Source organism: Streptomyces blattellae (assembly GCF_009709555.1).
GTDB classification, from domain to species: Bacteria; Actinomycetota; Actinomycetes; order Streptomycetales; family Streptomycetaceae; genus Streptomyces; species Streptomyces blattellae.
Map to the genome: position 1 here is coordinate 34,317 of NZ_WJBG01000100.1, position 21,992 is coordinate 56,308.

The following is a 21,992-nucleotide window of genomic DNA, read 5'->3' on the forward strand; positions in this document are numbered from 1 at the left end:
GCCGCCGACTGGCCGGGCGCGGGGTGGCCGGGCATGGGTTGACCTGGTGCCGCCGACTGGCCGGGCGCGGGGTGGCCTGAAGGCGGCGCAGGAGCGGGGGGCGGCACAGGGCCGGGGGGCATGGCGCCGGGGGGTACCTGGCCTGGGGGTACCTGGCCGGGAGGTGTCTGACCAGGTGGGGCCGGGTGGGGGCCCTGGCTGGGTGACATGCCGGGGGCGCCGGGGGCAGGCGGTGCCATGCCGGGGGCGCCGGGGGCCTGCGGCGGCGGTGGCGGTGGCGGTTGGCCAGGGCCGCCCACGGGGGGCGCGGACAGCACGGTCTCCGCGTGGTGTACGCCACCCGGGCCCCCGGAAGAACCTTGCGCACCCGGCATGCCTGGGGCGCCAGGAGGCTGGGGAGCGCCAGGCGCACCCGGTCCCGTCCGGCCAGGGTCGGAAAGCATCGTGGCGGCATGGTGAACGCCGCCCGGAGGACTACCGCCGGGAGTACCCGGCGCACCCGGCGCACCGGGCGGATTGGGGGCGCCCGGCGTCCGCGGAGCGCCCCCCGCACCGGCCGGCCCCCCTGAACCGTCGGGGCCGAGCGCCGACACGTGCTGGGTCGGCACATAGCCGCCCGCCGGTGTACCCGGCGCACCGGGCCCGGACGGCGGCGGCGGAGGAGGAGGAGGAGGAGGAGGCGTGTCTCCCGCCCTCGCCCCCGGAGCACCCGGCGGAGGAGGCGGCGGCACCGCCGCCCCGCCACGCGTCGCCTCCGGCGGCCCCGCCTTGCTCGTGGCGGCGTCGGCGATCTCCCCGGCGTTCGGCGCGAGCGGCCGACCCGGCGCACCCGTAGACGGCGTACCGGCATCAGCAGCACCACCCGGCCACTGTGGATACCCGTATGACGGCGTACCAGGCGCACCTGACACACCTGACGCACCCGACGCACCCGGACCCTGCGGATAGCCGTACGACGGCGGCGCAGGCGGCGGCGTGCCCCCCTGCGGCGCACCCAGCGCACCAGGCGCACCAGGACCACCGATCGCCGGCTCCTGCGCCGTCGGCGGAAGCTGGCTGCCCCCCGACATCAACGCCGTCTCGGCGTCCGGCGGCGCGGGCGGCGACGTCTCGTCGTCGGACCCGCTCAGCGGCGGCGCGGACACGGTCTCGGGCAGCGGCACCGAACGGTCGTCACCCGCGTCCGCGTTGGTGTCCGTCCCGGCCCACGGAGTCGCCCCAGCAGGCACACCGAGGCCACTGGGCACCCCCGCACGCGCCCCCGCGCCCCCACCGGCCCCCGACGCACCAACTCCGCCACCGACACCATCCGATGCACCACCGGACGCAGCCGCAGCCCCCGCCGGGGCCTGACCCGCACCGGCCCCCCTGGCCGCACCCGTCCCGGCACCCGCAACCGACGTCCCACCCCCCGCAACCGAACCCGAACCCGAACCCGCGCCCGACCCCCCAGCAGACGCCGCCCCACCCCGCCGATCCGGAATCCCCAGCTGATCCGCCGCCTCCTGCAACCACTCCGGCGGCGTCAGCAAGAACGACGTCTGATTCAGATCCACCCGCGCCGGAGCAGCCGGCGCCGGCGCAGACCCGGCCGCGCCGTCCGGGCCGCCGTACTCCTCCTCGTACCGGCGCATCACCTCACCCACCGGCAGCGACGGCCACAGCGTGGCCTCACCGCTGTCCCGGGCGATCACCAACCGCTGCCTGCCGCCGTCCGAACGCGGCCCGTCCGCGCGGTCCTCAGCCCACACCACGAACCCGAGATCGAACTCCCGCACCCGCACCTCACGATGCTGGTACGACGGCACATCACCGTTGATCCACTCTTCCGCGCGCTCCTGCGCCTGCGCGAACGTCACCATCGGTCAGCTCACTCCCCGGACACCGGAACGGACCGCGCGAACCCGCCGTCCACCATCAGATTCGCCACCGTCTCCAGCTCCGGCGGCGACCCCGCCAGCCGCGACAGGAACGCGTCGAAGTCCTCCCCGCACGGCAACAGCAGCCGCTCCACCCGCTCCGCAGGCGCCCACGAGGGATCGGCGTCGCGCGCATCGTCGTACGCGCAGAACCACACCGAACCGAGCCGCTCGCCCTTCACCTTCACGACCAGCAAGCCGCCCTGCACGAACCCGACACCCAGATAGTCCTTGGTCAGATGGTCCCGCAGGCACTTGTTGACATAGACCAGATCATTGACGGCCGCCTCGTCCCGCACCGTGAAGAACGGCTGGTCGATCAGCAGGCCCAACTCCGCGTCCAGCGCGGTCCCGACGGGCGCACACCCGCCGGCCGCCTTCAGAAACGACCGATACGCACCCGGCAGCCGGTACCCGAGCTCCTCCTCGACACCCAGCACCTGCGTCTCCGACACCGCCACCGCCGACTTCGGCAGCCCGAAATGCGCCGGACGCGTCTCCTGCAACGGCCGCGTCCCGCGCTTGTACTGATCCACCGCCGCCGTCGCCACACCACCGTGATGCCGCAGCAACGCCTTCACCTCGACCGGAACCAACTCCAGCCGCCGGGACCCCACCACGTGATGCCACGTCCACCCGTGCGGCGTCGCCACGCTCGGCACCGTGTCCCACAACTCGTGCCCCGACGCCGCCAACGCCGCGTTCGCCGACACATAGTCCGTCAACCGCAGCTCATCGACGCCGAAGCCCTCCGGCGGATCGGCGATCTCCGCAGCCGCGCGCGCATACGGCGAGAAGTCGGGGTAGCCGCGCTCGTCCACCCGTACTCCTCCGGGGTGACGGGCCGCCCGGACCGGGTCCGGGAAATGCACGACCTGCCCGGCATAGGCCGCGTTCGGCGGCGCGGCTTGTCCCCCAGCCTGGCGGCCGGGAGGTGCCCCCAGCCCGAGCCGACCTGTCGTCATGGCGGTTGCCCCCTGCGGCACTCTGTACGACCCCGCGACGGACACCCTCGACCGCCACGGCCCGTATTCGACTGTCTCCAACGCGTTGACCGCGCGCATCGCGGTGCCGACAGCCTATGCGGTACGACCAACCCGGTCACCGGCGCCGGGTCACCACCCCCTTCGCTTTCGTGACCAGCCGTCACCTCCTCGTGACAGCCTGCCCAAACCCGGGCGTGTTGCACCGCCCCAGCTTCCGCACCAGCCACGCCATTTGGCACTCTGTGTGATCCGGGGGGATGCACGGGAGGGGATGACGATCATGAACGCGACGCAAACGGGACCACACCCAGGACCTCACACGGGTGCGACCGGCGACCCGAGAATCGGCTGGAGCAACACCGCAAACCGCACCGCACCAGCCCTCCACCACCGCCGCGACGGCATACTCCCCACCGTCGCCGCCGCCCTCTCCGTCCGCGGCGCCACCCTCACCGGCACCGCCGCCCGCGGCGACCAGGCCCCCGCACTGCACCCACTCGTCCAGGACTTCCTCGACGCCCTCACCAGCGCCCAACGCGACCGCTTCACCGGCCGCTGCGCCGAAACCATCCTCATCTCCCGGCACATCGCCACCACCGACGCCGCCCGCAGCAAACGCGCCGCCCGCAAACCCATGACCAACGGCGAAGCCCGCAAAGCTCTCAAACAAGCCAAACTCACTGCCCGCCGCATCCGCGAGGACGGCGACCCCCTGCACGGCAGCTTCGCGGCACCCTGCCGTGCCTGCGCCGCCCTCAGCGCCCACTTCGGCGTCCGCATCGTCGACCCCACGGCGACCGACGTCTGACTCCCGTCCCCAACACCCGCAAGATTGAGGGCAGATGCACGCCGACCGCTCGTCCACCACCCGCTTCCCCACACCCGTCGACGCCGCCCTGCGCGCCGCCGGCTGGCACCCCGGACGCTGGGACATCAAGCAGGCCGAGTACTGGGCCGACACCCTCCGCGACCACACCTCACCCGCCGGCCACCGCCACGCCGTCTTCCCCGCCGCCGTAGAAGCCTGGGCCGAGTTCGGCGGACTCCACATCACCCCCGGCGCCCCCGGCCGCCAGATCGCCCCCACGACCCTCCACATCGACCCACTGCACGGCCTCCACATGGCCCGCACCCTCGGCGACCTCGGCCGCGCCCTCGACACCGACGTCAGCCCCCTCGGCGCCGAAACCGACACCCAGTCCATCCTCGCCATCGACACCGAAGGCCGCGTCTACGCCCTCGACCACACCGGCGACTGGTACCTCGGCCCCGACATCGACCAGGCCCTCGCCGCCCTCATCGCCGGCATAACCCCCGCCCGCCTCACCGCCGGCTGACAATCCCGCCACCACCACGCCCAGCCACCACGGCGACCGGCCGGCACCACGACCGGCCAGCACCACGCGGGAACATCACCACGACCGGCCACCCCCACAACCAGCCATCGCCGCGCCCGGCCACCCCCACAACCAGCCACCCCCACCTCCGGCCACCCCCACGCCCAGCCACCCGCCTACGACGCCGGAATCACCGCCGACACCCGGAACCCCCCCGCATCCGTCGGACCCGAGACGAACACCCCGCCCAGCGCGGACACCCGCTCCTCCATCCCCACCAGACCGTTCCCCCCGGACGGCAATCGCGCCGAGGACGCGGCCTCCGGCGGCGGCTCGTTCTCGACCTGCATCGCGATCTCCGACGCCCGATGCGCCAGCCGCACATGCGTCTTCGCCCCCGCCGCATGCTTGTGGACGTTCGTCAACGCCTCCTGCACCACCCGGTACGCGGTCTGCTCGACCACCGGCGCATACAGCCGCGACTCCCCCTCCACCGACAGATCCACGGCCATCCCCGCAGCCGCCGACTGCCCGATCAACTCGTCCAGCTCGGACAGACAGGGCCCCTCGCCCACGCCGCTCTCATCGGCAGCCCGCGAGGCCGCCGCCGCAGCAGCCGCCCCCACCGCGGCCAACGGCACCGCACGCTCACGCCGCTCCACCCCGTCCCCACTGCGCAACACCCCGAGCATCTCCCGCAACTCGGTCAACGCCTGCCGCCCCATGTCCCCCACGAGCGCGGCATTGCGCACAGCCTTCTCGGGATCCTTCCGGGCCACCGCCTGAAGCGCGGCAGCATGCACCACCATCAGGCTCACCCGATGCGCGACGACGTCATGCATCTCCCGAGCGATCCGAGTCCGTTCCTCGTTCCGGGCCCACTCGGCCCGCTCCTCGGCCCGCTCGGCAAGCAACTGCAGCTCCCGCTCCAACGAATCCGCCCGCTCCCTGAGGCTCTCCATCAACCGCCGCCGAGCCCCCACATACAGCCCCAGCAGCAAGGGCGGCGCGGTCACCCCGAGAGACGCACTGATCGAAGCGAACGGAACGAACCAGTCCCCCAGCGTCACATCCCCCGACGCCGTGTCCTGACGCACCCGCACAAACGTCACGATGAACATCCCCACCAGCGACATCCCCGCCAGCGACGCGATGATCCGCCGCGGCAGCTCCGACGCGGCCAGCGTGTACAGGCCGACAATGGCCATCAGGAAGCCCATCTGGGCCGGCGTAATGGCGATGGACACCAGAACGACGGCTATCGGCCACTTCCGCCGGATCACCAGCACCGACCCGGCCAGCACCCCGAACACCACCCCCGCGGCCACCGGAATCCCGGCATCCCGCGCGAACGGAACCCCCTCCACCGCACACTCCAGCGCGGACACGAACGCCAAGCTCCCATCGAGCACGGCACTCCGCCACCTGGCCCACCACCAAGGCCCCGTCCGGGCCGGTACGTGCTCTTCCCCCGTCGTGGTCATGCAACCAGCCTACGGGCGCAAGGCCCCCCTTTTCCGGCGAGTTTTCGCGACTGGCCTACACCACACTCCGTAACCGAACAGAAGCGAAACCAGCCAATATCCCTCGAACTGCTGAATCGCACACCGTTCCCCTCCGGAGCCGATCATTCCGCCCGGACGGTATGCACATGGCACATTCGTATGGCAAGTACGCCGACTTCGAGGGACTCCGGGAACAGGCGGTGGCGCTGCGCCGCGCAGGCCTCAGCCGACGCCAGATCCGCGACCGACTGCACGTCGACAACAACGACATCCTCAACCGGCTCCTGGAGGGCGAGCCGGCGCCGGAATGGACGAAGCGGCCGAACGCGAAGGACGACCTCAGGGCGCGGGCACGGGAACTCCGGCTGGAGGGCTGGACGTACGACCAGATCCAGGTGGAGCTGGGGTGCTCGAAGAGTTCGATCTCGTTGTGGGTACGGGATCTGCCGAAGCCGGAGCGGCGCGATCCAACGGAGCAGGCGAAGCTGGCGGCACGGAAGCGCTGGGGACACGAGCTGGCGGTGCGGGACAAGGAGCGGCAACGGACCAAGGAAGCTGCGAAACAAGCCGTGGGCAAGCTCTCGCCTCGCGAGCTGTTCCTGGTAGGCGTGAGCCTCTACTGGGCGGAGGGCGGCAAGGACAAGCCGTACGACCGCCGAGAGAACGTCGCCTTCGTCAACAGCGACCCAGGCATGATTCAGGTCTTCCTGGCCTGGCTGGACCTTCTCGGAGTTGAACGCGAACGCCTCCGTTACACCGTCATGATCCACGAGAACGCAGACGTGGCAGGTGCCGAGCAGTACTGGGCCGACCTCGTCGGCGACGACAGCTCGGTCTTCAACAAGACGACACTCAAGAAGCACAACCCGAAGACGGTTCGGAAGAACGTCGGCGACAACTACCGAGGTTGCCTCGTGATCAAAGTCCTGAAGGGTGCCGACTTGTACCGTCGCATCGAAGGGTCTTGGTGCGGCATAGTAGGTGGCGCGACCGCAGCGGACTAGCGAAATGTCCGTTTTAGATCGCTATACACTCCCCTGTGGTGTAATGGGCAACACGGGTCACTTTGGATGATTTGTTCCAGGTTCGAGTCCTGGCAGGGGAGCCATACGCGGTTCGGGTCCTGACTGGCACAGCCCAGTCAGGACCCACTCTCATGTCCCCCCTGATTCCCCCCGGTATCCTGCGGATGTCCACCCCACCCCCTCCACAGCCGAAGGGCATCCCGTGAGCGCCATTCGCCCGGCAGCCGTCGTCGTACTCGCAGCGGGTGAGGGCACCCGTATGAAGTCGGCCACACCGAAGGTCCTGCATGAGATCTGTGGCCGCAGTCTCGTGGGCCATGTGCTCGCCGCGGCGCGGGAGTTGCAGCCCGAGAATCTGGTCGTCGTGGTCGGTCACGCGCGTGAGCAGGTCGGTGCGCACCTCACCCAGGTCGACCCCGACGTGCGCACGGCTGTCCAGGCGCAGCAGAACGGTACGGGGCATGCCGTGCGGATGGCTCTGGAGGAGCTGGGCGGTTCGGTCGACGGCACGGTCGTGGTCGTGTGTGGCGATACCCCGTTGCTCACCGGGGAGACGCTCCAGGCTCTCGCCGCCACCCATTCGTCCGACGGCAACGCGGTCACCGTCCTCACCGCCGAGGTGCCGGACGCCACGGGGTACGGCCGTATCGTGCGGGACGGTGCTTCCGGTGCCGTCACCGAGATCGTCGAGCACAAGGACGCGTCCGAGTCGCAGCGGGCCATCCGTGAGATCAACTCCGGTGTCTTCGCGTTCGACGGGCAGTTGCTGGCCGACGCCCTCGGGAAGGTCCGTACCGACAACAGCCAGGGCGAGGAGTACCTCACCGACGTTCTCGGGATTCTGCGGGAGGCCGGTCATCGTGTCGGTGCTTCCGTTGCCGTCGATCACCGGGAGATCGCCGGGATCAACAACCGGGTCCAGCTCTCCGAGGCCCGTCGGATTCTCAACGACCGGCTGCTCACGCGCGCGATGCTGGCCGGCGTGACCGTCATCGATCCCGCGACGACGTGGGTCGACGTCACCGTGACCTTCGAGCAGGACGTCGTGGTGCACCCGGGAACCCAGTTGCACGGTTCGACTCATCTCGGTGCGGGCTGCGAGGTCGGACCGAACACCCGGCTCAAGGACACCCGCGTCGGTGCCGGTGCGCGTGTCGACAACACGGTCGCGGACGGCGCGGATGTCGGGCCGCAGGCGTCCGTCGGGCCGTATGCCTATCTGCGGCCCGGCACTCGGCTCGGGGTCAAGTCGAAGGTCGGTACGTACGTCGAGACCAAGAACTCCTCGATCGGTGAGGGGACGAAGGTCCCGCATCTGTCGTATGTCGGTGACGCGACGATCGGCGAGTACACGAACATCGGTGCCGCGAGCGTGTTCGTGAACTATGACGGACGGGAGAAACACCACACGACGGTCGGCTCGCACTGCCGTACCGGTTCGGACAACATGTTTGTGGCTCCTGTCACGGTCGGGGACGGCGCCTATACGGCTGCCGGGTCCGTGATCACGAAGGATGTGCCGCCCGGTTCGCTCGCCGTGGCCCGTGGCCAGCAGCGGAATATCGAGGGTTGGGTGGCTCGTAAGCGTCCGGGGAGCGCGGCGGCGAAGGCGGCCGAGGCGGCGTCGCGGGAGGCCGGTGACGAGGGCTGACCGGAAACCGGTGCGTCAAACTCGGCGTACCGTGATAAGTGCACATCCGCACACCCCAGCTGAGACACCTCTGAGGAGACAGTGCTGTGACCGGGATCAAGACGACCGGCGAGAAGAAGTTGATGTTCTTCTCCGGCCGCGCCCACCCCGAGCTTGCCGAGGAGGTCGCCCAGCAGTTGGGTGTCGGGGTTGTCCCGACGAAGGCCTTCGACTTCGCGAACGGTGAGATCTACGTCCGTTACGAGGAGTCGGCGCGTGGTGCGGACTGCTTTGTGATTCAGAGCCACACGGCTCCGATCAATCAGTGGATCATGGAGCAGTTGATCATGATCGACGCCCTGAAGCGTGCGTCGGCCCGCTCCGTGACCGTCATCGTGCCCTTCTACGGTTACGCGCGGCAGGACAAGAAGCACCGCGGGCGTGAGCCGATTTCGGCGCGTCTGATCGCGGACTTGATGAAGACGGCGGGTGCCGACCGGATCCTGACCGTCGATCTGCACACCGATCAGATCCAGGGTTTCTTCGACGGTCCCGTCGACCATCTCTTCGCGCTTCCGCTGCTGGCGGACTACGTGGGCACCAAGGTGGACCGGGAGAAGCTGACGGTGGTGTCGCCGGACGCCGGCCGGGTGCGGGTGGCCGACCGCTGGTGTGACCGGCTCGGTGCGCCGCTCGCGATCGTGCACAAGCGGCGCGACAAGGACGTGGCGAACCAGGTGACCGTCCACGAGGTCGTGGGTGAGGTCAAGGGCCGGGTGTGTGTCCTGGTCGACGACATGATCGACACGGGCGGCACGATCTGTGCGGCTGCCGACGCCCTGTTCGCGCACGGCGCGGAGGACGTCATCGTGACGGCGACGCACGGTGTGCTGTCGGGTCCGGCGGCGGACCGGTTGAAGAACTCGCGGGTGAGCGAGTTCGTGTTCACCAACACGCTGCCGACGCCGGGCGAGCTGGGCGGGCACCTGGACAAGATCACGGTGCTGTCGATCGCGCCGACGATCGCGAGTGCGGTGCGTGAGGTGTTCGAGGACGGTTCGGTGACGAGCCTGTTCGACGAGCAGTAAGGGCTCCTCGAAGATCCTTTTGGGTGTGGCCTCCCCTGCCGAGTAGACTGCTGAAGTTGCTCGGCGAGGGAGGCCGTACTCATCGCGGTACGGCTGTCCGTTATCGACGCGCTCTTCGTAGCAGGCCGTTCGTGGCCGGGTGACCCTGTCCGTTCTCACCCATACGAGGAGTGAAAAGCATGTCCGAGGTGAAGATCTCCGCCGAGACCCGCACCGAGTTCGGCAAGGGCGCTGCCCGCCGTATCCGTCGTGGCGCCAAGGTTCCCGGTGTGCTGTACGGGCACGGCTCGGACCCGCTGCACCTGACCCTGCCGGGCCACGACCTGCTGCTGGCGCTGCGCACGCCGAACGTCCTGATCTCCCTGGACATCGACGGCAAGGCGAACGAGCTGGCGATTCCGAAGGCCGTGCAGCGTGACCCGCTGAAGGGTTTCCTGGAGCACGTGGACCTGCTGCTGGTGAAGCGTGGCGAGAAGGTCAACGTCGAGGTCCCCGTGCACACCGAGGGTGAGCTGGCCCCGGGTGGCAACCTGCTGGAGCACGTGCTGAACGCGCTGCCGGTCGAGGCCGAGGCCACGCACATCCCCGAGTCCGTCACGGTGTCCGTCGAGGGCCTGGCGGCCGGTGACTCCGTTCTCGCCAAGGACATCACCCTGCCGGACGGCACCAAGCTGGCCGTTGAGGACGACACGGTGGTCCTGCAGGTCCTGGCCGCGCAGGCGGAGGAGGCCCCGGAGGGCGAAGGGGCGGGCGAAGAGGTCGCCGAGGCCTGATCCTCACTTTCGTCGTTTCGTCAGCCGCTGTTCCCGTGAGGGGCAGCGGCTGGCGCGTATCAAAATCGGAGACATGGACGTGACGACCGACCCGAGTGCCCCTTGGCTGATCGCCGGACTCGGCAATCCCGGGCCCGAGTACGCCATGAACCGGCACAACGTCGGGTTTATGGTGGCGGATCTGCTGGCCGAGCGGATCGGGGGGAAGTTCAAGCGGGCCGGCAAGGCGCAGGCGCAGGTGGTCGAGGGGCGGATCGGGCCGCCGGGGCCGGCCAGTCGGCGGGTGGTCGTCGTGAAGCCGATGTCGTACATGAACCTTTCCGGCGGGCCCCTCAACGCTCTGCGGGATTTCTACAAGGTGCCGGTGGGCAACCTCGTGGCCGTGCACGACGAACTCGACATCGACTACGGCACGTTGCGGCTGAAGCTCGGTGGCGGGGACAACGGGCACAACGGGCTGAAGTCGATGACGAAGGTGATGGGTTCGGACTATCACCGGGTGCGGTTCGGGATCGGACGGCCGCCGGGGCGGATGCAGGTCGCGGACTTCGTGCTGAAGGACTTCTCGTCGGCGGAGCGCAAGGAGCTGGACTACTTCGTGGACCGGGCGGCGGACGCGGTGGAGTGCCTGGTGATCGAGGGGCTGGAGCGGGCGCAGAGCACGTACAACTCCTGAGGCCGGAGATACGTACGTACAACTCCCGACATCTCCCCCAGGCGAGTTGACCGGGCGCGCGGGCATGGCCAATGATCCCGGCCATGCCTTCTGCCGTCATTTCTCACCGGGGCACGGTGACCGCGCTGCGGTTCGGCCGGCTCGCGGCGATGGGTACGGTCGCCGTGCTGATTCTGGTCGCCGGTGTGTGGGCGTCGTGGGGGACGGCGCAGTACGTGATGCTGACGAAGGGGCGGGAGCGCGGCACGGTCGAGGTGACGCGGTGTGGGGCGGACACGTGTGCCGGGCCGTATACGCCTCTCTCGCCGGGGTCGCGGGCCCGGGCGAGTGTGGTCATCGAGCGGTCGGTCGCTGTGCGGAAGGGGCAGACGTACACGGTGGTGGTGAAGCCCGGTGGCGGTGATGTCGTGCGCTCCGGGCCCGCCGGTGTCCTGTACTCGTGGGCTCCGCTGGGGGGTGCGCTGCTGCTCGCCTCGGTGGTGGTGGCGGGCGGGCTGGGGCGGGTGCGGGCGGCGTGGGTCATGGCGGGGAGCGGGATCGCGCTGCTCACGGCCGCTTTTGTGGTGATCTGAGGGATGGTGGTCTGAAGGGTCCGGGGCGTGGTGGTCTGAGGGGTCCGGGGCCGCTGCGCTCTGTGGGGAAACTGTTCGTTGTCTGTTTGTGCTTGACCCGGGGTCAGTCGTGGCTGGAAGCTGAGCCGCCCCCTCCACATCTTCTCTGCTCAATCTCCCGAAGATGGACTGCCCATGCGTACCCTCATCCGCGCCGGCGCGCTGACCGCCGGTGTCTCGGCCACGCTGCTGCTGGCCCCGGCCGCCCACGCCACTGTTCCCGGTGACAACGGCACGGTGAAGATCCATGACGCCTCGACCGGCGAGGAGCTTCGCCGCAACGAGCCGCACGTGTGCACGTTCTACCTCGACGCCTTCGGCTTCGACGCCGTCCAGCAGGTCGACTGGCACATCGAGGCGTGGGCCCCGACCGCCGCGGCCAAGGGCGAGACGGTGAAGTCCGGCGCGATCACTCTGGACGGCGAGGGGCACGGCCGTACGGAGGATCTGTCGCTGCCGGACGGGCACTACAAGCTGTTCTGGAACTTCGAGGGCGAGAACGGCTCCGCGAAGCACAAGGTGTTCTGGACGGACTGCGAGGACGAGCAGGGCGGCAGCCCGGCGCCGAGTGCTTCGACCGCTCCGGCCGAGGAGCCGGCCGCGTCCTCCTCTCCCACGGAGCCCACGGAGCCCACAGCTCCAGCGGACGGCGCCCCGGCCGCCGCGCCGTCCTCGTCCCCCTCCGCGCAGGGCGGCAGCGGTGCGGGCGACCTCGCCGAGACCGGCAGCAGCGCCCCCGTCGGCCTGCTCTCCGGTGCCGCCGCGGCGCTGCTGGCCGCGGGCGGTTACCTGGTGTTCCGGCGTCGCAAGTCCGCCTGACGTCCGCGTACGACGGTGCCCCCGAGCCTCTCCACGAGGCCGGGGGCACCGTCGTACGGGGAAGGCCGTACGGGGAAGGCCGTACGGGGAAGGCCGTACGGGGAAGGCCGTACGGGGAACGGTCAGCCGGTGTTGCGCAGTCCCGCCGCCACGCCGTTCACCGTGAGCAGCAGTGCCCGCGACAGCAGCGGGTCCGGCTGCTCGCCGGCCGCCGCGGCGTCCCGCTGGCGCTTGAGCAGGGTCACCTGGAGGTAGGAGATGGGGTCCAGGTAGGCGTCGCGGATGGTGAAGGTCTGCTTCAGCACCGGGGTGGCGTCGAGGAGTTCGCTCTCCCCGGTGATCTTCAGCACCTCGGCGACGGTGAGTTCGTGCTCGGCGCGGATGGTGTCGAAGACGTGCTTCAGCTCCTGCGGCACGAGCGTGTCGACGTAGTGCGCGGCGATCCGCAGGTCGGTCTTGGCGAGGGTCATCTCGACGTTGGAGATGAAGTTGCGGAAGAAGTGCCACTGTTCGTGCATCTCGGCGAGGACGGTGTCGCCTTCCTGCCGCAGGCCCGCTTCGCGCAGCGCCTTCAGTCCGGAGCCGACGCCGAACCAGCCGGGCACGATCTGCCGGGACTGGGTCCAGCCGAACACCCACGGGATGGCGCGCAGGCCGTCGAGTCCGGCGCCGGAGTCGGGGCGCCGCGAGGGGCGTGAGCCGAGGTGCAGGTCGGCGAGCTGGTCGACGGGGGTGGCGGCGAAGAAGTACGCGGGCAGGTCGGGGTCCTCGACCAGGCGCCGGTAGGCCGCGTGGGCCGCGTCGGACACGACGTCCATCGCGGCGTCCCAGCGGGCCAGTGCCTCGACCGACTGGCGGGGGGCCGTGTGCAGGGCGGAGGCCTGGAGGGTGGCCGCGACGGTGAGCTCCAGGTTCTCCCTGGCCAGGGACGGCACGAGGTACTTGTCGGAGATGACCTCGCCCTGCTCGGTCACCTTGATCTCGCCCTCCAGGGTGCCCCAGGGCTGGGCGAGGATGGCGTCGTGGGAGGGGCCGCCGCCGCGGCCGACGGTGCCGCCGCGGCCGTGGAACAGCCTCAGGCGCACCCCGTAGCGGTGCGCCACGTCGCGCAGCCGGCGCTGGGCGCGGTGGATCTCCCACTGGGACGTCGTGATACCGCCGAACTTGGAGGAGTCGGAGTAGCCGAGCATGACCTCCTGGACGTCGCCGCGCAGCGCGACCAGGCGCCGGTAGGACGGGTCGGAGAGCATGTCCTCCAGGATCGTGTCGGCGGCCTTCAGTTCGTCGGTGGTCTCCAGCAGCGGCACGATGCCGATCTTCGCCCAGCCGGCGTGCAGGTCGATCAGGCCCGCCTCGCGCGCGAGCACGGCGGCGGCGAAGACGTCGTCGGCGCCCTGGCACATGGAGATGATGTACGACTCGACGACCTCGGGTCCGAAGACCTCCAGGGCCCGCTTGACGGTCTCGAACACGCCGAGGGTCTTGGCGCCGGCCGCGTCGACGGGCGCGGGGGTCGGGGCGAGCGGCCTGCGTGAGCGCAGCTCCTTCGCGAGGAGCTTGCTGCGGTACTCGCGGGGCATGTCCTCGTAGCGCCAGGACTCCTCGCCGAGGCGGTCGAAGAGCTGGCCGAGGGCGTGGTGGTGGGCGTCGGCGTGCTCGCGTACGTCCATGGTGGCGAGCTGGAGGCCGAAGGCGGCGAGGGTGCGGATGGTGCGGTTCATCCGGCCTTCCGCGAACAGTCCGCCGCGGTGCTCCCTGAGCGAGGTCTGGATCAGGGTGAGGTCCTGCAGCAGCTCGGAGGTGCCGAGGTAGTCGCGGCCGGGTTCGTGCGGGGTGCCGGTGGCGAGGCGCTGCTTGGTGTTCTGAAGCTTCTGCCGGATGCAGGTGGCCTTGAGCCGGTAGGGCTCCTCGGCGTTGAGGCGCTTGTAGCGGGGGCTGATCTCGGGCAGGAGTTCGAGGTCGGTCTGCAGCGACGTGAGCAGTTCTTCGGTCGCGCCGGTGTAGCGGATGGAGTTCGACAGGAAGCCGCGCAGTTCGTCGATCATCTCCAGGGCGTCGTTGATGCCGTGTTCGTGCTGGAGGATCAGCACCTCCCAGGTGACGGCGGGGGTCACGTTGGGGTTGCCGTCGCGGTCGCCGCCGATCCAGGTGCCGAAGGTGAGCGGGCGGGTGTCGTCGGGGAGCCGCACGCCGACGCGCTCCAGTTCCGCGGTCAGGTCCTCCAGTACGTCCCCGACGGCGCCGGCGTGCAGTTCGTCGAGGTAGTAGATCGCGTTGCGGGCCTCGTCCGCGGGCTCGGGGCGTACGACGCGCAGCTCGTCCGTCTGCCAGACGAGGTCGATGTTCTCGGCCAGTCGGGTGTCGTGGCGGCGGCGGTCGGCCTCGATCACCGGGGTCTCCAGGAGCGCGGCGATGCGCCGGAGCTTGTTGAGTACCGACCGGCGCGCGGCCTCGGTCGGGTGGGCGGTGAAAACGGGACGGACGTTGAGGTGCCTGACCGTCTGGCGCAGGTGCTCGGGGTCGGCGTCCTTCAGCCGGTCGGCCGTACGGGCGAGGAGTCCGCCCTCGGCGGCGCGCTTGGCGCGCAGTTCCCGGCCGCGGTGGACCTGCTCGGTGACGTTGGCCAGGTGGAAGTAGGTGGAGAAGGCGCGGACCAGCTTGGCCGCGGTGTCCAGTTCGGTGCCGCGCAGCAGCTCGGCGGCGGCCTCGCCGTCCTCACGGGTGAGGCGGCGGACCTTCTCGACGAGTTCCAGCAGCTCAGGGCCTTCCTGCCGGACGAGGGTCTCGCCGAGGAGGTCGCCCAGCCGCCTGATGTCGGCGCGGAGCTCACTGCTGGTCGTGGTCTGGTCGTCGGCACTGCTCACAGGTGCGGCTCCTTGCAGTGTTGAAGCTCGTCCGGGAGGGAACTAATGAGAGCGGACCGCGCTGTCCGACCGACTCCAGGATAGGTGTCCGGCCGGACGCGCTGGCCCACGGGCTCTTGCCGCCCAGCGACGCGCTGCCATACTTACGTCGCCGTAGGTTACGGAACCGTAGGGACTCCCGTCAGAGCTCTCGACGACCCTGGGTTCCCGGCCGGGCACCTGCCTCAACCCACGACCCCACAGGGGACGCCCCATGACCACAAGCTCCGATGTGATCGACGACGCCCCGAAGGCGCCCAACGACACCTCACTCCCCAAAGCCACGCTCGGCGGCGAGAAGAAAGGGTCGCTCGAACAGCTCGCGCTCCTCCTCTTCATCGTCGTCCCCTTCCTGGCACTCGCCGCGGCGGTGCCGCTGGCCTGGGGCTGGGGCGTGAGCTGGCTGGACCTCGGTCTGCTGGTCTTCTTCTACTTCCTCACCTGCCACGGCGTCACGATCGGCTACCACCGCTACTTCACCCACGGTTCCTTCAAGGCGAAGCGCCCGCTGCGTATCGCGCTCGCCGTCGCCGGTTCGATGGCGGTGGAGGGCCCGCTGGTCCGCTGGGTCGCCGACCACCGCAAGCACCACAAGTTCTCCGACGCGGAGGGCGACCCGCACTCTCCGTGGCGCTACGGGGAGACGGTCCCGGCGCTGCTGAAGGGGCTGTGGTGGGCGCACATCGGCTGGATGTTCGACGAGGAGCGGACGTCGCAGGACAAGTACGCGCCTGATCTGATCAAGGACGACACGATCCGGACGATCTCCCGCCGGTTCATCCACTGGACGGTGCTGTCCCTCGCCCTGCCCGCACTGATCGGCGGTCTGGTGACGTTGTCGTGGTGGGGAGCGTTCACCGGCTTCTTCTGGGGGTCACTCGTTCGAGTGGCGTTGTTGCACCATGTGACCTGGTCGATCAACTCGATCTGCCACGCGGTCGGCAAGCGCCCCTTCAAGTCCCGTGACAGGTCCGGCAACGTGTGGTGGCTGGCGGTCCTGTCCTGCGGTGAGTCCTGGCACAACCTGCACCACGCCGACCCGACCTCCGCGCGGCACGGTGTGGAGCGCGGCCAGATCGACTCCTCGGCCCGGATCATCCGCTGGTGCGAGCAGTTCGGCTGGGCGTACGACGTGCGCTGGCCGTCACGCTCACGTATCGATTCACGCCGTAACACCGACAACGACGGCTCCCGGAGGGGGAAGGCGGCCACCGAGGCGGCATGATTGACGCCGTGGCGACCGATCCCAGCACGTCCAGCAATGAGAAGCCGCGGCGGGCACGCCGTACTCGGATGACCGGTGCGGAGCGCCGCCAGCAGTTGCTGGAGATCGGTCGCACCCTCTTCGCGGAGAGGGGTTTCGAGGCCACCTCGGTGGAGGAGATCGCGGCGAAGGCCGGGGTGTCCAAGCCGGTGGTGTACGAGCACTTCGGCGGCAAGGAGGGCCTGTACGCCGTGGTGGTGGACCGGGAGATGCGGCGCCTGCTGGACATGGTGACGAGTTCCCTCACCGCGGGCCATCCCCGGGAGCTCTGCGAGCAGGCGGCCTTCGCGCTCCTGGACTACATCGAGGAGTACACGGACGGCTTCCGCATCCTCGTCCGTGACTCGCCCATCCCCCAGTCGACGGGTTCCTTCGCCTCCCTCATCTCGGACATCGCCACCCAGGTCGAGGACATCCTGGGCCGCGAGTTCAAGAGGCGCGGCTTCGACCCCAAGCTGGCCCCCCTCTACGCCCAGGCCCTGGTCGGCATGGTCGCCCTCACCGGCCAGTGGTGGCTCGACGTCCGCCGCCCGAGGAAGGCGGAGGTCGCGGCACATCTGGTCAATCTGGCGTGGCACGGCCTGGACGGCCTGGAGGCGAAGCCGCGCCTGATAGGACGCCGGAAGAGCTGAATGAACATTCCTCTAGATTAACCTTGTGATACCGTTTGGTCATGACAGAGATCGCGATCAGCGCTGCCCGCTCCCAGCTCGGCGACCTGGTCCGCCGTGCCGCCCACGGCCGCGAGACCATCGCACTCACCGACCATGGGCACGTCGCCGCACTCCTCATCTCTCCCCAGGTAATAGAGGATTTCGAGGACGCCCTGGCGTTGGCCGAGTACGAACTCAACAAGGAGCGCGGAACTCTGGCCCCGGGCATCCCGCACGAAGAAGTCGGCCGGATGCTGGGGCTGCGGTAAGTGACCTACGAGATCATCTGGGAACCGCGCGCCACCAACGCGGCCGTGCGGTTCCTCAAGGACGACCCCACCGGGCTGGCCGCCGTCTATGAAGCCGTGGACACCCTGGCCACCCAGCCCCGTCCAGCCCATTCCACTCCGTACGGATCCCAAGATGTGCGACGCCTGCATGTCGGCGACTACCGGGTCATGTACAAGATCGATGACGGCGTGATCCACATCCTCGTCACCAGCCTGGGCCGTATCCCTCGCTGACCGGCGATCAACCGCCCTTCCGGGCCACGGCGAAGATCCTGCGGAACGGGAACGGGGTGCCGTGCGGACCGGGCGGACAGGCCGTGCGCAGGGCGGCCCGGTACTCGTCGAGAAACGCGTCCCGCAGCTCGGGATCGTCGGCGAGCGCGGTGAGAACCGGTCGCAGTCCCGTGCCCTTCACCCAGTCCAGCACCGGATCCTCACCGGTCAGCAGATGGACGTACGTCGTCTCCCAGACGTCGGCCGCGCAGCCCAGGTCGGCCAGCCTGCCCAGATAGGCCCGCGGGGCGAGCACGGCGTCCTCGTGGCGCAGGGTCTCGGCGAGGCGGTCCTTCCAGCGGACGGAGTGCGCGAGTTCGCGCATCAGGCGATGGCTCGGGGCGTCGAAGTTGCCGGGGACCTGGAAGGCGAAGGTGCCGCCGGGAGTCAGCCCGGCGATCCAGTCCGCGAAACGGTCCGCATGCCCGGGGACCCACTGCAGGGTGGCGTTGCTGACGATCAGGTCGTACGGCCGTACGGGCTCCCAGGTGCGGGCGTCGGCGGGGGCGAAGTCGAGGCGGCCGCCGCCCGGTGTGGGGCCCGCATGAGCCTCGGCCCGGGACAGCATCTCCGGCGAGTTGTCGTAGCCGGTGATGTGCGCGGTGGGCCAGCGGCCGGCGAGGAGCACGGTGACGTTTCCGGGGCCGCAGCCGAGGTCGGCGATGCGGGGCGGGGTGCCGGGCAGGTCGGGGATGCGGGCCAGGAGGTCGGTGAAGGGGCGGGCGCGGTGGCCGGCATGGCGCAGGTACTGGGTGGGGTCCCACGTGGGGGCGGACATGAGGGGCCTCCGGGAGGGGGGAGCGACCGTGGCTGACAGGTACCCAGCCTGCCCCGTTCATTAGCTTGACGTCAAGATAGTCGACATCAAGAGACTTCACGTCGACACAACCACTACACTGATCGTCATGGAGGACGAGGTCGATCGGCTGGTCGCAGCGTGGCGCCGGGAGCGCCCGGACCTCGACGTGGAACCGCTTGAGGTGCTCAGCCGGGTGAGCAGACTGGCCCGGCACCTGGACCGCGCACGTCGGCTGGCCTTCTCCGAACACAGCCTGGAGCCCTGGGAGTTCGACGTGCTGACCGCGCTCAGACGGGCCGGGACGCCGTATCAGCTCTCGCCGGGACAGCTGCTGACACAGACCCTGGTCACCTCGGGCACGATGACGAACCGCATCGACCGCCTGGCCAAGAAGAGCCTGGTCGAGCGGCTGCCCGATCCGAGTGACCGGCGCGGTGTGCTGGTCCGGCTGACCGAGGAGGGCCGCGACCGGGCCGACCAGGCGCTCGCGGGCCTGCTCGACCAGGAGCGGGCGATCCTTGCGGAGCTGTCCAGTGCCCAGCGCGGTGAACTGGCCGCGCTGCTACGCCAGCTGACCGCGCCGTTCGACAACATCCCGGGGTGAGCGCAGCGCTCCGCTGGGAGTGCCGGGATGTGTCGTCGGTTGCCTGCGGCGCCGTCGTGGCCGGTCGCGCCCGCGGGGCGGAGCCGCATATTCGGCACACCCCCGCGCCCCCCTGTCAGGGCGTTGCCGCTCAGCCGCGTTGATCAGGCGCTGCTGCTTTCCTCCACCCCGATCCGCCCGGCGGGCCCCAGGTCGACCGGTCCGACCCCCGCCCGCCGCGCCAGCGCGACCGCGGCCAGCGTCGAGTGGACGCCCAGCTTGCCGAGGACGTTCTGCATGTGGGTCCGGACCGTGTGCGGGGACAGATACAGCCGCTCGGCGACCGCCTTCCTCCCCAGGCCGGCCACCATGCACCGGAGGACTTCGCGCTCCCGGGGCGTCAGTGACTCCACCAGCCGTTCGCTCTCGGTGCGGTGTTTGCGCGCGGCCGTCAACTCCCGCAGGACGCCCGTGAGCAGGGCGGGCGGCAGATGGGTCTCGTCACGCAGGACGCCCCGGATGACCGTGAGCAGCCGGGACAGCGAACAGTCCTTGGCGACCCAGCCCGACGCCCCGGCCTGCAGGGCGAGCGCGGCCCGGCGCGGGTCGTCCTTCTCGGCGAGGACGACGATCCGTACGCCCGGCTGTGCGGTGCGGACCCCGGCGACGAGGGAGATCCCGTCGACGAGCCCGTCCTCGTTTCCCTCCTGTACGGGGGCGGGACGGACGCCCGGCACATTGCCCCCCAGATCGGCGTCGACGAGCAGCACGTCGAAGCGGCGCCCCTCGGCGGCAGCGCGCTCCAGGCCGCGCATGGCGGCCGGGCCACTGCCCGCGGCGGACACGTCGACATCCGGCTCGGCGGCCAGTGCGGCGGCGAGCGACTCGGCGAAGATGCGGTGATCGTCGACGACCAGGACTCGGATACGAACCACTGAAAACCCCCACTGGTCCGGGAAACGACGACCTGTGCGGGTACGACGCCCAGGAGTGGGCGCAGTTGCACGGCCGCCGCCATGCAGAGACTGCTACCCCCACTGCGGGCGTCGTACCCGACTTGTCTCGCCCCCTGATCAGCACCGGCCCCCACCGGTGCTGTTCATCAGGGTACGGACGGGGGCGGACAGCGGAAGGCAATTTGCAGAACTGGTTGTCCAGCGCGTTTATGGTGTGCCGCATGTTTCGTATCGAGACAGAAGTCGACAAAGAGCGACGCGACTTGCTTCGTTCCCGCCTCCGCGCCAGCAACACGGCGGCCTCACCGATCTTGCGCGGACTGCGCGGAACCTCTGGGGAACGGGAACTTCCGCTCCACGTCTGGGCGTTGGATCACCACGACCGCGTGGGGGGCGGCCTCGTCGGCCACACCTGGACCACGTGGCTGCATGTGACGTATCTGTGGGTGGACGAGCGCCTCCGGGGCGCGGGGCTCGGCACCCGTCTGCTGGCGCAGGCGGAGCACGTCGCGCGCACGGAGCGCGGCTGCCTCAGCGCGCGCCTGGAGACGTGGGACTTCCAGGCGCCGGAGTTCTACCGCAAGCAGGGCTATGACGTGGTGTGCGTGATCCCCGACTATCCGCCGGGGATCACGGAGTACACGCTGACCAAGCAGCTCAGCTGAGTCGCCGTGCCCCCGCCGAAGGCACCGCCTCGAAGACGCGCGGCGCGGTGAATCCGGCCGCCGCGAAGGCCTCTTGCACCGCCTTGGTGATGGTGTCGACGTCCGCGGTCCCGGCCAGCACGATCGCGGAGCCGCCGAAGCCGCCGCCGGTCATGCGGGCGCCGATCGCCCCCGCCGAGAGCGCCGAGTCGACGACCAGGTCCAGTTCGGGGCAGGAGATGCGGAAGTCGTCGCGCAGGGAGACATGCCCCTCGACGAGTACCGCTCCGATCGCGCGGGTCTCACCGGCCTCCAGCAGGGAGACCGTCTGCTCCACCCGGTGGTTCTCGGTGACGACGTGCCGCACCAGCCGGCGCACCTCCTCCTCGTCGCCGAGCCGTGCGAGCGCCTCGTCCAGGCCGTCGTACGGTACGTCCCGCAGCGCTTCCACGCCCAGCAGCGCGGCGCCCTTCTCGCAGCCGGCGCGGCGCTTGCCGTACTCGCCGGTCGAGTGCTCGTGCTTGACCTGGGTGTCGACGACGAGCAGGCGCATGCCCTCGGCGGCCAGGTCGAAGGGGATCTGCTGCTGGGAGAGGTCGCGGGTGTCGAGGAACAGGGCGTGTCCCGCCGTGCAGCAGGCGGACGCGGTCTGGTCCATGATGCCGACGGGGGCGCCGACGTAGACGTTCTCGGCGCGCTGGCACAGGCGGGCCAGCTGCCAGCCCTTGAGGCCGAGTTCGTACAGGTCGTTCAGGGCCAGGGCGACCGCGACCTCCAGCGCCGCGGACGAGGACAGGCCCGCGCCGGACGGGACGGTCGAGGTCAGGTGGAGGTCGGCGCCGGTGACCGGGTGGCCCGCGTCGCGCAGGGCCCACACCACGCCTGCCGGGTACGCCGTCCAGTTCCGGTCCGACGCCGGTTCCAGGTCGTCCAGGCGCAGTTCCACCACCCCGCCCTCGACGTCCTCCGAGTGCAGGCGCAGGACGCCGTCCTCGCGCCGGGACACCGCCACGACCGTGACGTGCGGCAGCGCGAACGGCATGACGAAGCCGTCGTTGTAGTCGGTGTGCTCGCCGATCAGGTTGACCCGGCCCGGCGCCGCCCACACTCCCTCCGGCCCGGCCCCGTACAGCTCCTTGAACCGCTCGGCGACACCACCGACGACAGGCTCGCACATCCCCTGACCCCTGACCTTTCGAACCGACCGGTCTGCACCGGCCCTTGAATTTACTCGGGTTCGCCTCACGGTGTCCGCGCC

General features: G+C 70.0%; 22 protein-coding genes and 1 tRNA gene. 16 read left to right on the plus strand and 7 right to left on the minus strand.

What is annotated here, in order from left to right:
* Together GFH49_RS39760 and GFH49_RS02120 are read right to left on the minus strand one after the other, a co-directional pair.
* On the minus strand, nucleotides 1-1,862 hold a 1,862-nt coding region (locus tag GFH49_RS39760; protein ID WP_521968909.1), incomplete at its 3' end, for an SUKH-4 family immunity protein.
* 8 nt (nucleotides 1,863-1,870) lie between these two features.
* A complete protein-coding gene (locus GFH49_RS02120) occupies nucleotides 1,871-2,884 on the minus strand; it encodes an SMI1/KNR4 family protein (protein ID WP_155054001.1) in 1,014 nt (337 codons plus the stop codon).
* A gap of 292 nt (nucleotides 2,885-3,176) precedes the next feature.
* Here GFH49_RS02120 and GFH49_RS02125 point away from each other — a divergent pair, with 292 nt between their 5' ends.
* On the plus strand, nucleotides 3,177-3,713 hold the full coding sequence (locus tag GFH49_RS02125; protein WP_155054002.1) for a YwqJ-related putative deaminase: 537 nt from the start codon (nucleotides 3,177-3,179) through the stop codon (nucleotides 3,711-3,713).
* Between the two features lie 34 nt (nucleotides 3,714-3,747).
* The gene (locus GFH49_RS02130; RefSeq protein WP_155054003.1) at nucleotides 3,748-4,242 is read left to right on the plus strand and encodes an SUKH-3 domain-containing protein; all 495 of its coding nucleotides are present in this window, start codon (nucleotides 3,748-3,750) and stop codon (nucleotides 4,240-4,242) included.
* A gap of 176 nt (nucleotides 4,243-4,418) precedes the next feature.
* On the opposite strand, the gene GFH49_RS02135 is transcribed toward GFH49_RS02130, so the two are convergent.
* Nucleotides 4,419-5,726: a sensor histidine kinase gene (locus GFH49_RS02135; protein ID WP_155054004.1), complete on the minus strand. Its 1,308-nt coding sequence runs from the start codon at nucleotides 5,724-5,726 to the stop codon at nucleotides 4,419-4,421.
* Nucleotides 5,727-5,893: 167 nt separating this feature from the next.
* Here GFH49_RS02135 and GFH49_RS02140 point away from each other — a divergent pair, with 167 nt between their 5' ends.
* The 8 genes from GFH49_RS02140 (at nucleotide 5,894) to GFH49_RS02175 (ending at nucleotide 12,369) form a co-directional block, all read left to right on the plus strand.
* Nucleotides 5,894-6,751, plus strand: coding sequence for a helix-turn-helix domain-containing protein (locus GFH49_RS02140; protein WP_155054005.1), 858 nt, complete (start codon nucleotides 5,894-5,896; stop codon nucleotides 6,749-6,751).
* A 29-nt stretch (nucleotides 6,752-6,780) separates the two neighbouring features.
* Nucleotides 6,781-6,855, plus strand: a tRNA-Gln gene (locus tag GFH49_RS02145).
* Between the two features lie 119 nt (nucleotides 6,856-6,974).
* Complete coding sequence (glmU, locus tag GFH49_RS02150) at nucleotides 6,975-8,423, plus strand: bifunctional UDP-N-acetylglucosamine diphosphorylase/glucosamine-1-phosphate N-acetyltransferase GlmU (RefSeq protein WP_155054006.1); 1,449 nt, start codon at nucleotides 6,975-6,977, stop codon at nucleotides 8,421-8,423.
* An 86-nt stretch (nucleotides 8,424-8,509) separates the two neighbouring features.
* Nucleotides 8,510-9,490, plus strand: coding sequence for a ribose-phosphate diphosphokinase (locus GFH49_RS02155; RefSeq protein ID WP_155054007.1), 981 nt, complete (start codon nucleotides 8,510-8,512; stop codon nucleotides 9,488-9,490).
* Nucleotides 9,491-9,669: 179 nt separating this feature from the next.
* On the plus strand, nucleotides 9,670-10,263 hold the full coding sequence (locus GFH49_RS02160; protein WP_155054008.1) for a 50S ribosomal protein L25/general stress protein Ctc: 594 nt from the start codon (nucleotides 9,670-9,672) through the stop codon (nucleotides 10,261-10,263).
* 73 nt (nucleotides 10,264-10,336) lie between these two features.
* Nucleotides 10,337-10,939: an aminoacyl-tRNA hydrolase gene (gene pth / locus GFH49_RS02165; RefSeq protein ID WP_155054009.1), complete on the plus strand. Its 603-nt coding sequence runs from the start codon at nucleotides 10,337-10,339 to the stop codon at nucleotides 10,937-10,939.
* Between the two features lie 71 nt (nucleotides 10,940-11,010).
* Nucleotides 11,011-11,511 (plus strand): hypothetical protein, encoded by a 501-nt coding sequence (locus GFH49_RS02170; protein ID WP_155054010.1) that lies wholly within the window; start codon nucleotides 11,011-11,013, stop codon nucleotides 11,509-11,511.
* Between the two features lie 174 nt (nucleotides 11,512-11,685).
* Nucleotides 11,686-12,369 (plus strand): LAVTG motif-containing sortase-dependent surface protein, encoded by a 684-nt coding sequence (locus GFH49_RS02175; RefSeq protein WP_155054011.1) that lies wholly within the window; start codon nucleotides 11,686-11,688, stop codon nucleotides 12,367-12,369.
* Between the two features lie 122 nt (nucleotides 12,370-12,491).
* Here GFH49_RS02175 and ppc read toward each other — a convergent pair whose 3' ends face one another.
* Nucleotides 12,492-15,233, minus strand: a complete 2,742-nt coding sequence (gene ppc, locus GFH49_RS02180; RefSeq protein WP_155054012.1) for a phosphoenolpyruvate carboxylase — start codon at nucleotides 15,231-15,233, stop codon at nucleotides 12,492-12,494.
* Nucleotides 15,234-15,486: 253 nt separating this feature from the next.
* Here ppc and GFH49_RS02185 point away from each other — a divergent pair, with 253 nt between their 5' ends.
* The 4 genes from GFH49_RS02185 to GFH49_RS02200 are packed head-to-tail and all read left to right on the plus strand — an operon-like array spanning nucleotide 15,487 to nucleotide 17,713.
* Entirely contained in the window at nucleotides 15,487-16,497 is a 1,011-nt protein-coding gene (locus tag GFH49_RS02185; protein ID WP_155054013.1) for an acyl-CoA desaturase, read from the plus strand.
* Nucleotides 16,494-17,168 carry a TetR/AcrR family transcriptional regulator gene (locus GFH49_RS02190; protein ID WP_155054014.1) on the plus strand — a complete coding sequence of 225 codons (675 nt, stop codon included), beginning with the start codon at nucleotides 16,494-16,496 and terminating at the stop codon, nucleotides 17,166-17,168. Before GFH49_RS02185 ends, GFH49_RS02190 begins: the two co-directional genes overlap by 4 nt.
* Before the next feature lie 41 nt (nucleotides 17,169-17,209).
* Nucleotides 17,210-17,458: a type II toxin-antitoxin system Phd/YefM family antitoxin gene (locus GFH49_RS02195; RefSeq protein ID WP_155054015.1), complete on the plus strand. Its 249-nt coding sequence runs from the start codon at nucleotides 17,210-17,212 to the stop codon at nucleotides 17,456-17,458.
* Entirely contained in the window at nucleotides 17,459-17,713 is a 255-nt protein-coding gene (locus GFH49_RS02200) for a type II toxin-antitoxin system RelE family toxin (protein WP_155054016.1), read from the plus strand.
* Between the two features lie 7 nt (nucleotides 17,714-17,720).
* Here GFH49_RS02200 and GFH49_RS02205 read toward each other — a convergent pair whose 3' ends face one another.
* The gene (locus tag GFH49_RS02205; RefSeq protein WP_155054017.1) at nucleotides 17,721-18,530 is read right to left on the minus strand and encodes a trans-aconitate 2-methyltransferase; all 810 of its coding nucleotides are present in this window, start codon (nucleotides 18,528-18,530) and stop codon (nucleotides 17,721-17,723) included.
* 127 nt (nucleotides 18,531-18,657) lie between these two features.
* Here GFH49_RS02205 and tamR point away from each other — a divergent pair, with 127 nt between their 5' ends.
* Entirely contained in the window at nucleotides 18,658-19,155 is a 498-nt protein-coding gene (tamR, locus tag GFH49_RS02210; RefSeq protein ID WP_155054018.1) for a MarR family transcriptional regulator TamR, read from the plus strand.
* Between the two features lie 143 nt (nucleotides 19,156-19,298).
* On the opposite strand, the gene GFH49_RS02215 is transcribed toward tamR, so the two are convergent.
* Complete coding sequence (locus tag GFH49_RS02215) at nucleotides 19,299-20,069, minus strand: LuxR C-terminal-related transcriptional regulator (protein WP_155054019.1); 771 nt, start codon at nucleotides 20,067-20,069, stop codon at nucleotides 19,299-19,301.
* A gap of 230 nt (nucleotides 20,070-20,299) precedes the next feature.
* On the opposite strand from GFH49_RS02215, the gene GFH49_RS02220 reads away from it, so the two are divergent.
* On the plus strand, nucleotides 20,300-20,755 hold the full coding sequence (locus tag GFH49_RS02220) for a GNAT family N-acetyltransferase (RefSeq protein ID WP_155054031.1): 456 nt from the start codon (nucleotides 20,300-20,302) through the stop codon (nucleotides 20,753-20,755).
* Here the strand turns inward: GFH49_RS02220 and galK are convergent.
* Nucleotides 20,748-21,911 carry a galactokinase gene (gene galK / locus GFH49_RS02225; protein ID WP_155054020.1) on the minus strand — a complete coding sequence of 388 codons (1,164 nt, stop codon included), beginning with the start codon at nucleotides 21,909-21,911 and terminating at the stop codon, nucleotides 20,748-20,750. The genes GFH49_RS02220 and galK overlap by 8 nt on opposite strands.
* Nucleotides 21,912-21,992: the final 81 nt, after the last annotated feature.

Excerpts from the sequence above, each read along its gene's own strand:
- GFH49_RS02175 (WP_155054011.1), top strand. The coding sequence starts at position 11,686 with ATGCGTACCCTCATCCGCGCCGGCGCGCTGACCGCCGGTGTCTCGGCC.
- tamR (WP_155054018.1), top strand. The coding sequence starts at position 18,658 with ATGGAGGACGAGGTCGATCGGCTGGTCGCAGCGTGGCGCCGGGAGCGC.
- GFH49_RS02130 (WP_155054003.1), top strand. The coding sequence starts at position 3,748 with ATGCACGCCGACCGCTCGTCCACCACCCGCTTCCCCACACCCGTCGAC.
- GFH49_RS02205 (WP_155054017.1), bottom strand. The coding sequence starts at position 18,530 with ATGTCCGCCCCCACGTGGGACCCCACCCAGTACCTGCGCCATGCCGGC.
- GFH49_RS02195 (WP_155054015.1), top strand. The coding sequence starts at position 17,210 with ATGACAGAGATCGCGATCAGCGCTGCCCGCTCCCAGCTCGGCGACCTG.
- GFH49_RS02185 (WP_155054013.1), top strand. The coding sequence starts at position 15,487 with ATGACCACAAGCTCCGATGTGATCGACGACGCCCCGAAGGCGCCCAAC.
- GFH49_RS02190 (WP_155054014.1), top strand. The coding sequence starts at position 16,494 with ATGATTGACGCCGTGGCGACCGATCCCAGCACGTCCAGCAATGAGAAG.
- GFH49_RS02160 (WP_155054008.1), top strand. The coding sequence starts at position 9,670 with ATGTCCGAGGTGAAGATCTCCGCCGAGACCCGCACCGAGTTCGGCAAG.
- GFH49_RS02220 (WP_155054031.1), top strand. The coding sequence starts at position 20,300 with ATGGTGTGCCGCATGTTTCGTATCGAGACAGAAGTCGACAAAGAGCGA.
- GFH49_RS02120 (WP_155054001.1), bottom strand. The coding sequence starts at position 2,884 with ATGACGACAGGTCGGCTCGGGCTGGGGGCACCTCCCGGCCGCCAGGCT.
- GFH49_RS02135 (WP_155054004.1), bottom strand. The coding sequence starts at position 5,726 with ATGACCACGACGGGGGAAGAGCACGTACCGGCCCGGACGGGGCCTTGG.
- GFH49_RS02140 (WP_155054005.1), top strand. The coding sequence starts at position 5,894 with ATGGCACATTCGTATGGCAAGTACGCCGACTTCGAGGGACTCCGGGAA.
- GFH49_RS02125 (WP_155054002.1), top strand. The coding sequence starts at position 3,177 with ATGACGATCATGAACGCGACGCAAACGGGACCACACCCAGGACCTCAC.
- galK (WP_155054020.1), bottom strand. The coding sequence starts at position 21,911 with ATGTGCGAGCCTGTCGTCGGTGGTGTCGCCGAGCGGTTCAAGGAGCTG.
- pth (WP_155054009.1), top strand. The coding sequence starts at position 10,337 with ATGGACGTGACGACCGACCCGAGTGCCCCTTGGCTGATCGCCGGACTC.
- GFH49_RS02170 (WP_155054010.1), top strand. The coding sequence starts at position 11,011 with ATGATCCCGGCCATGCCTTCTGCCGTCATTTCTCACCGGGGCACGGTG.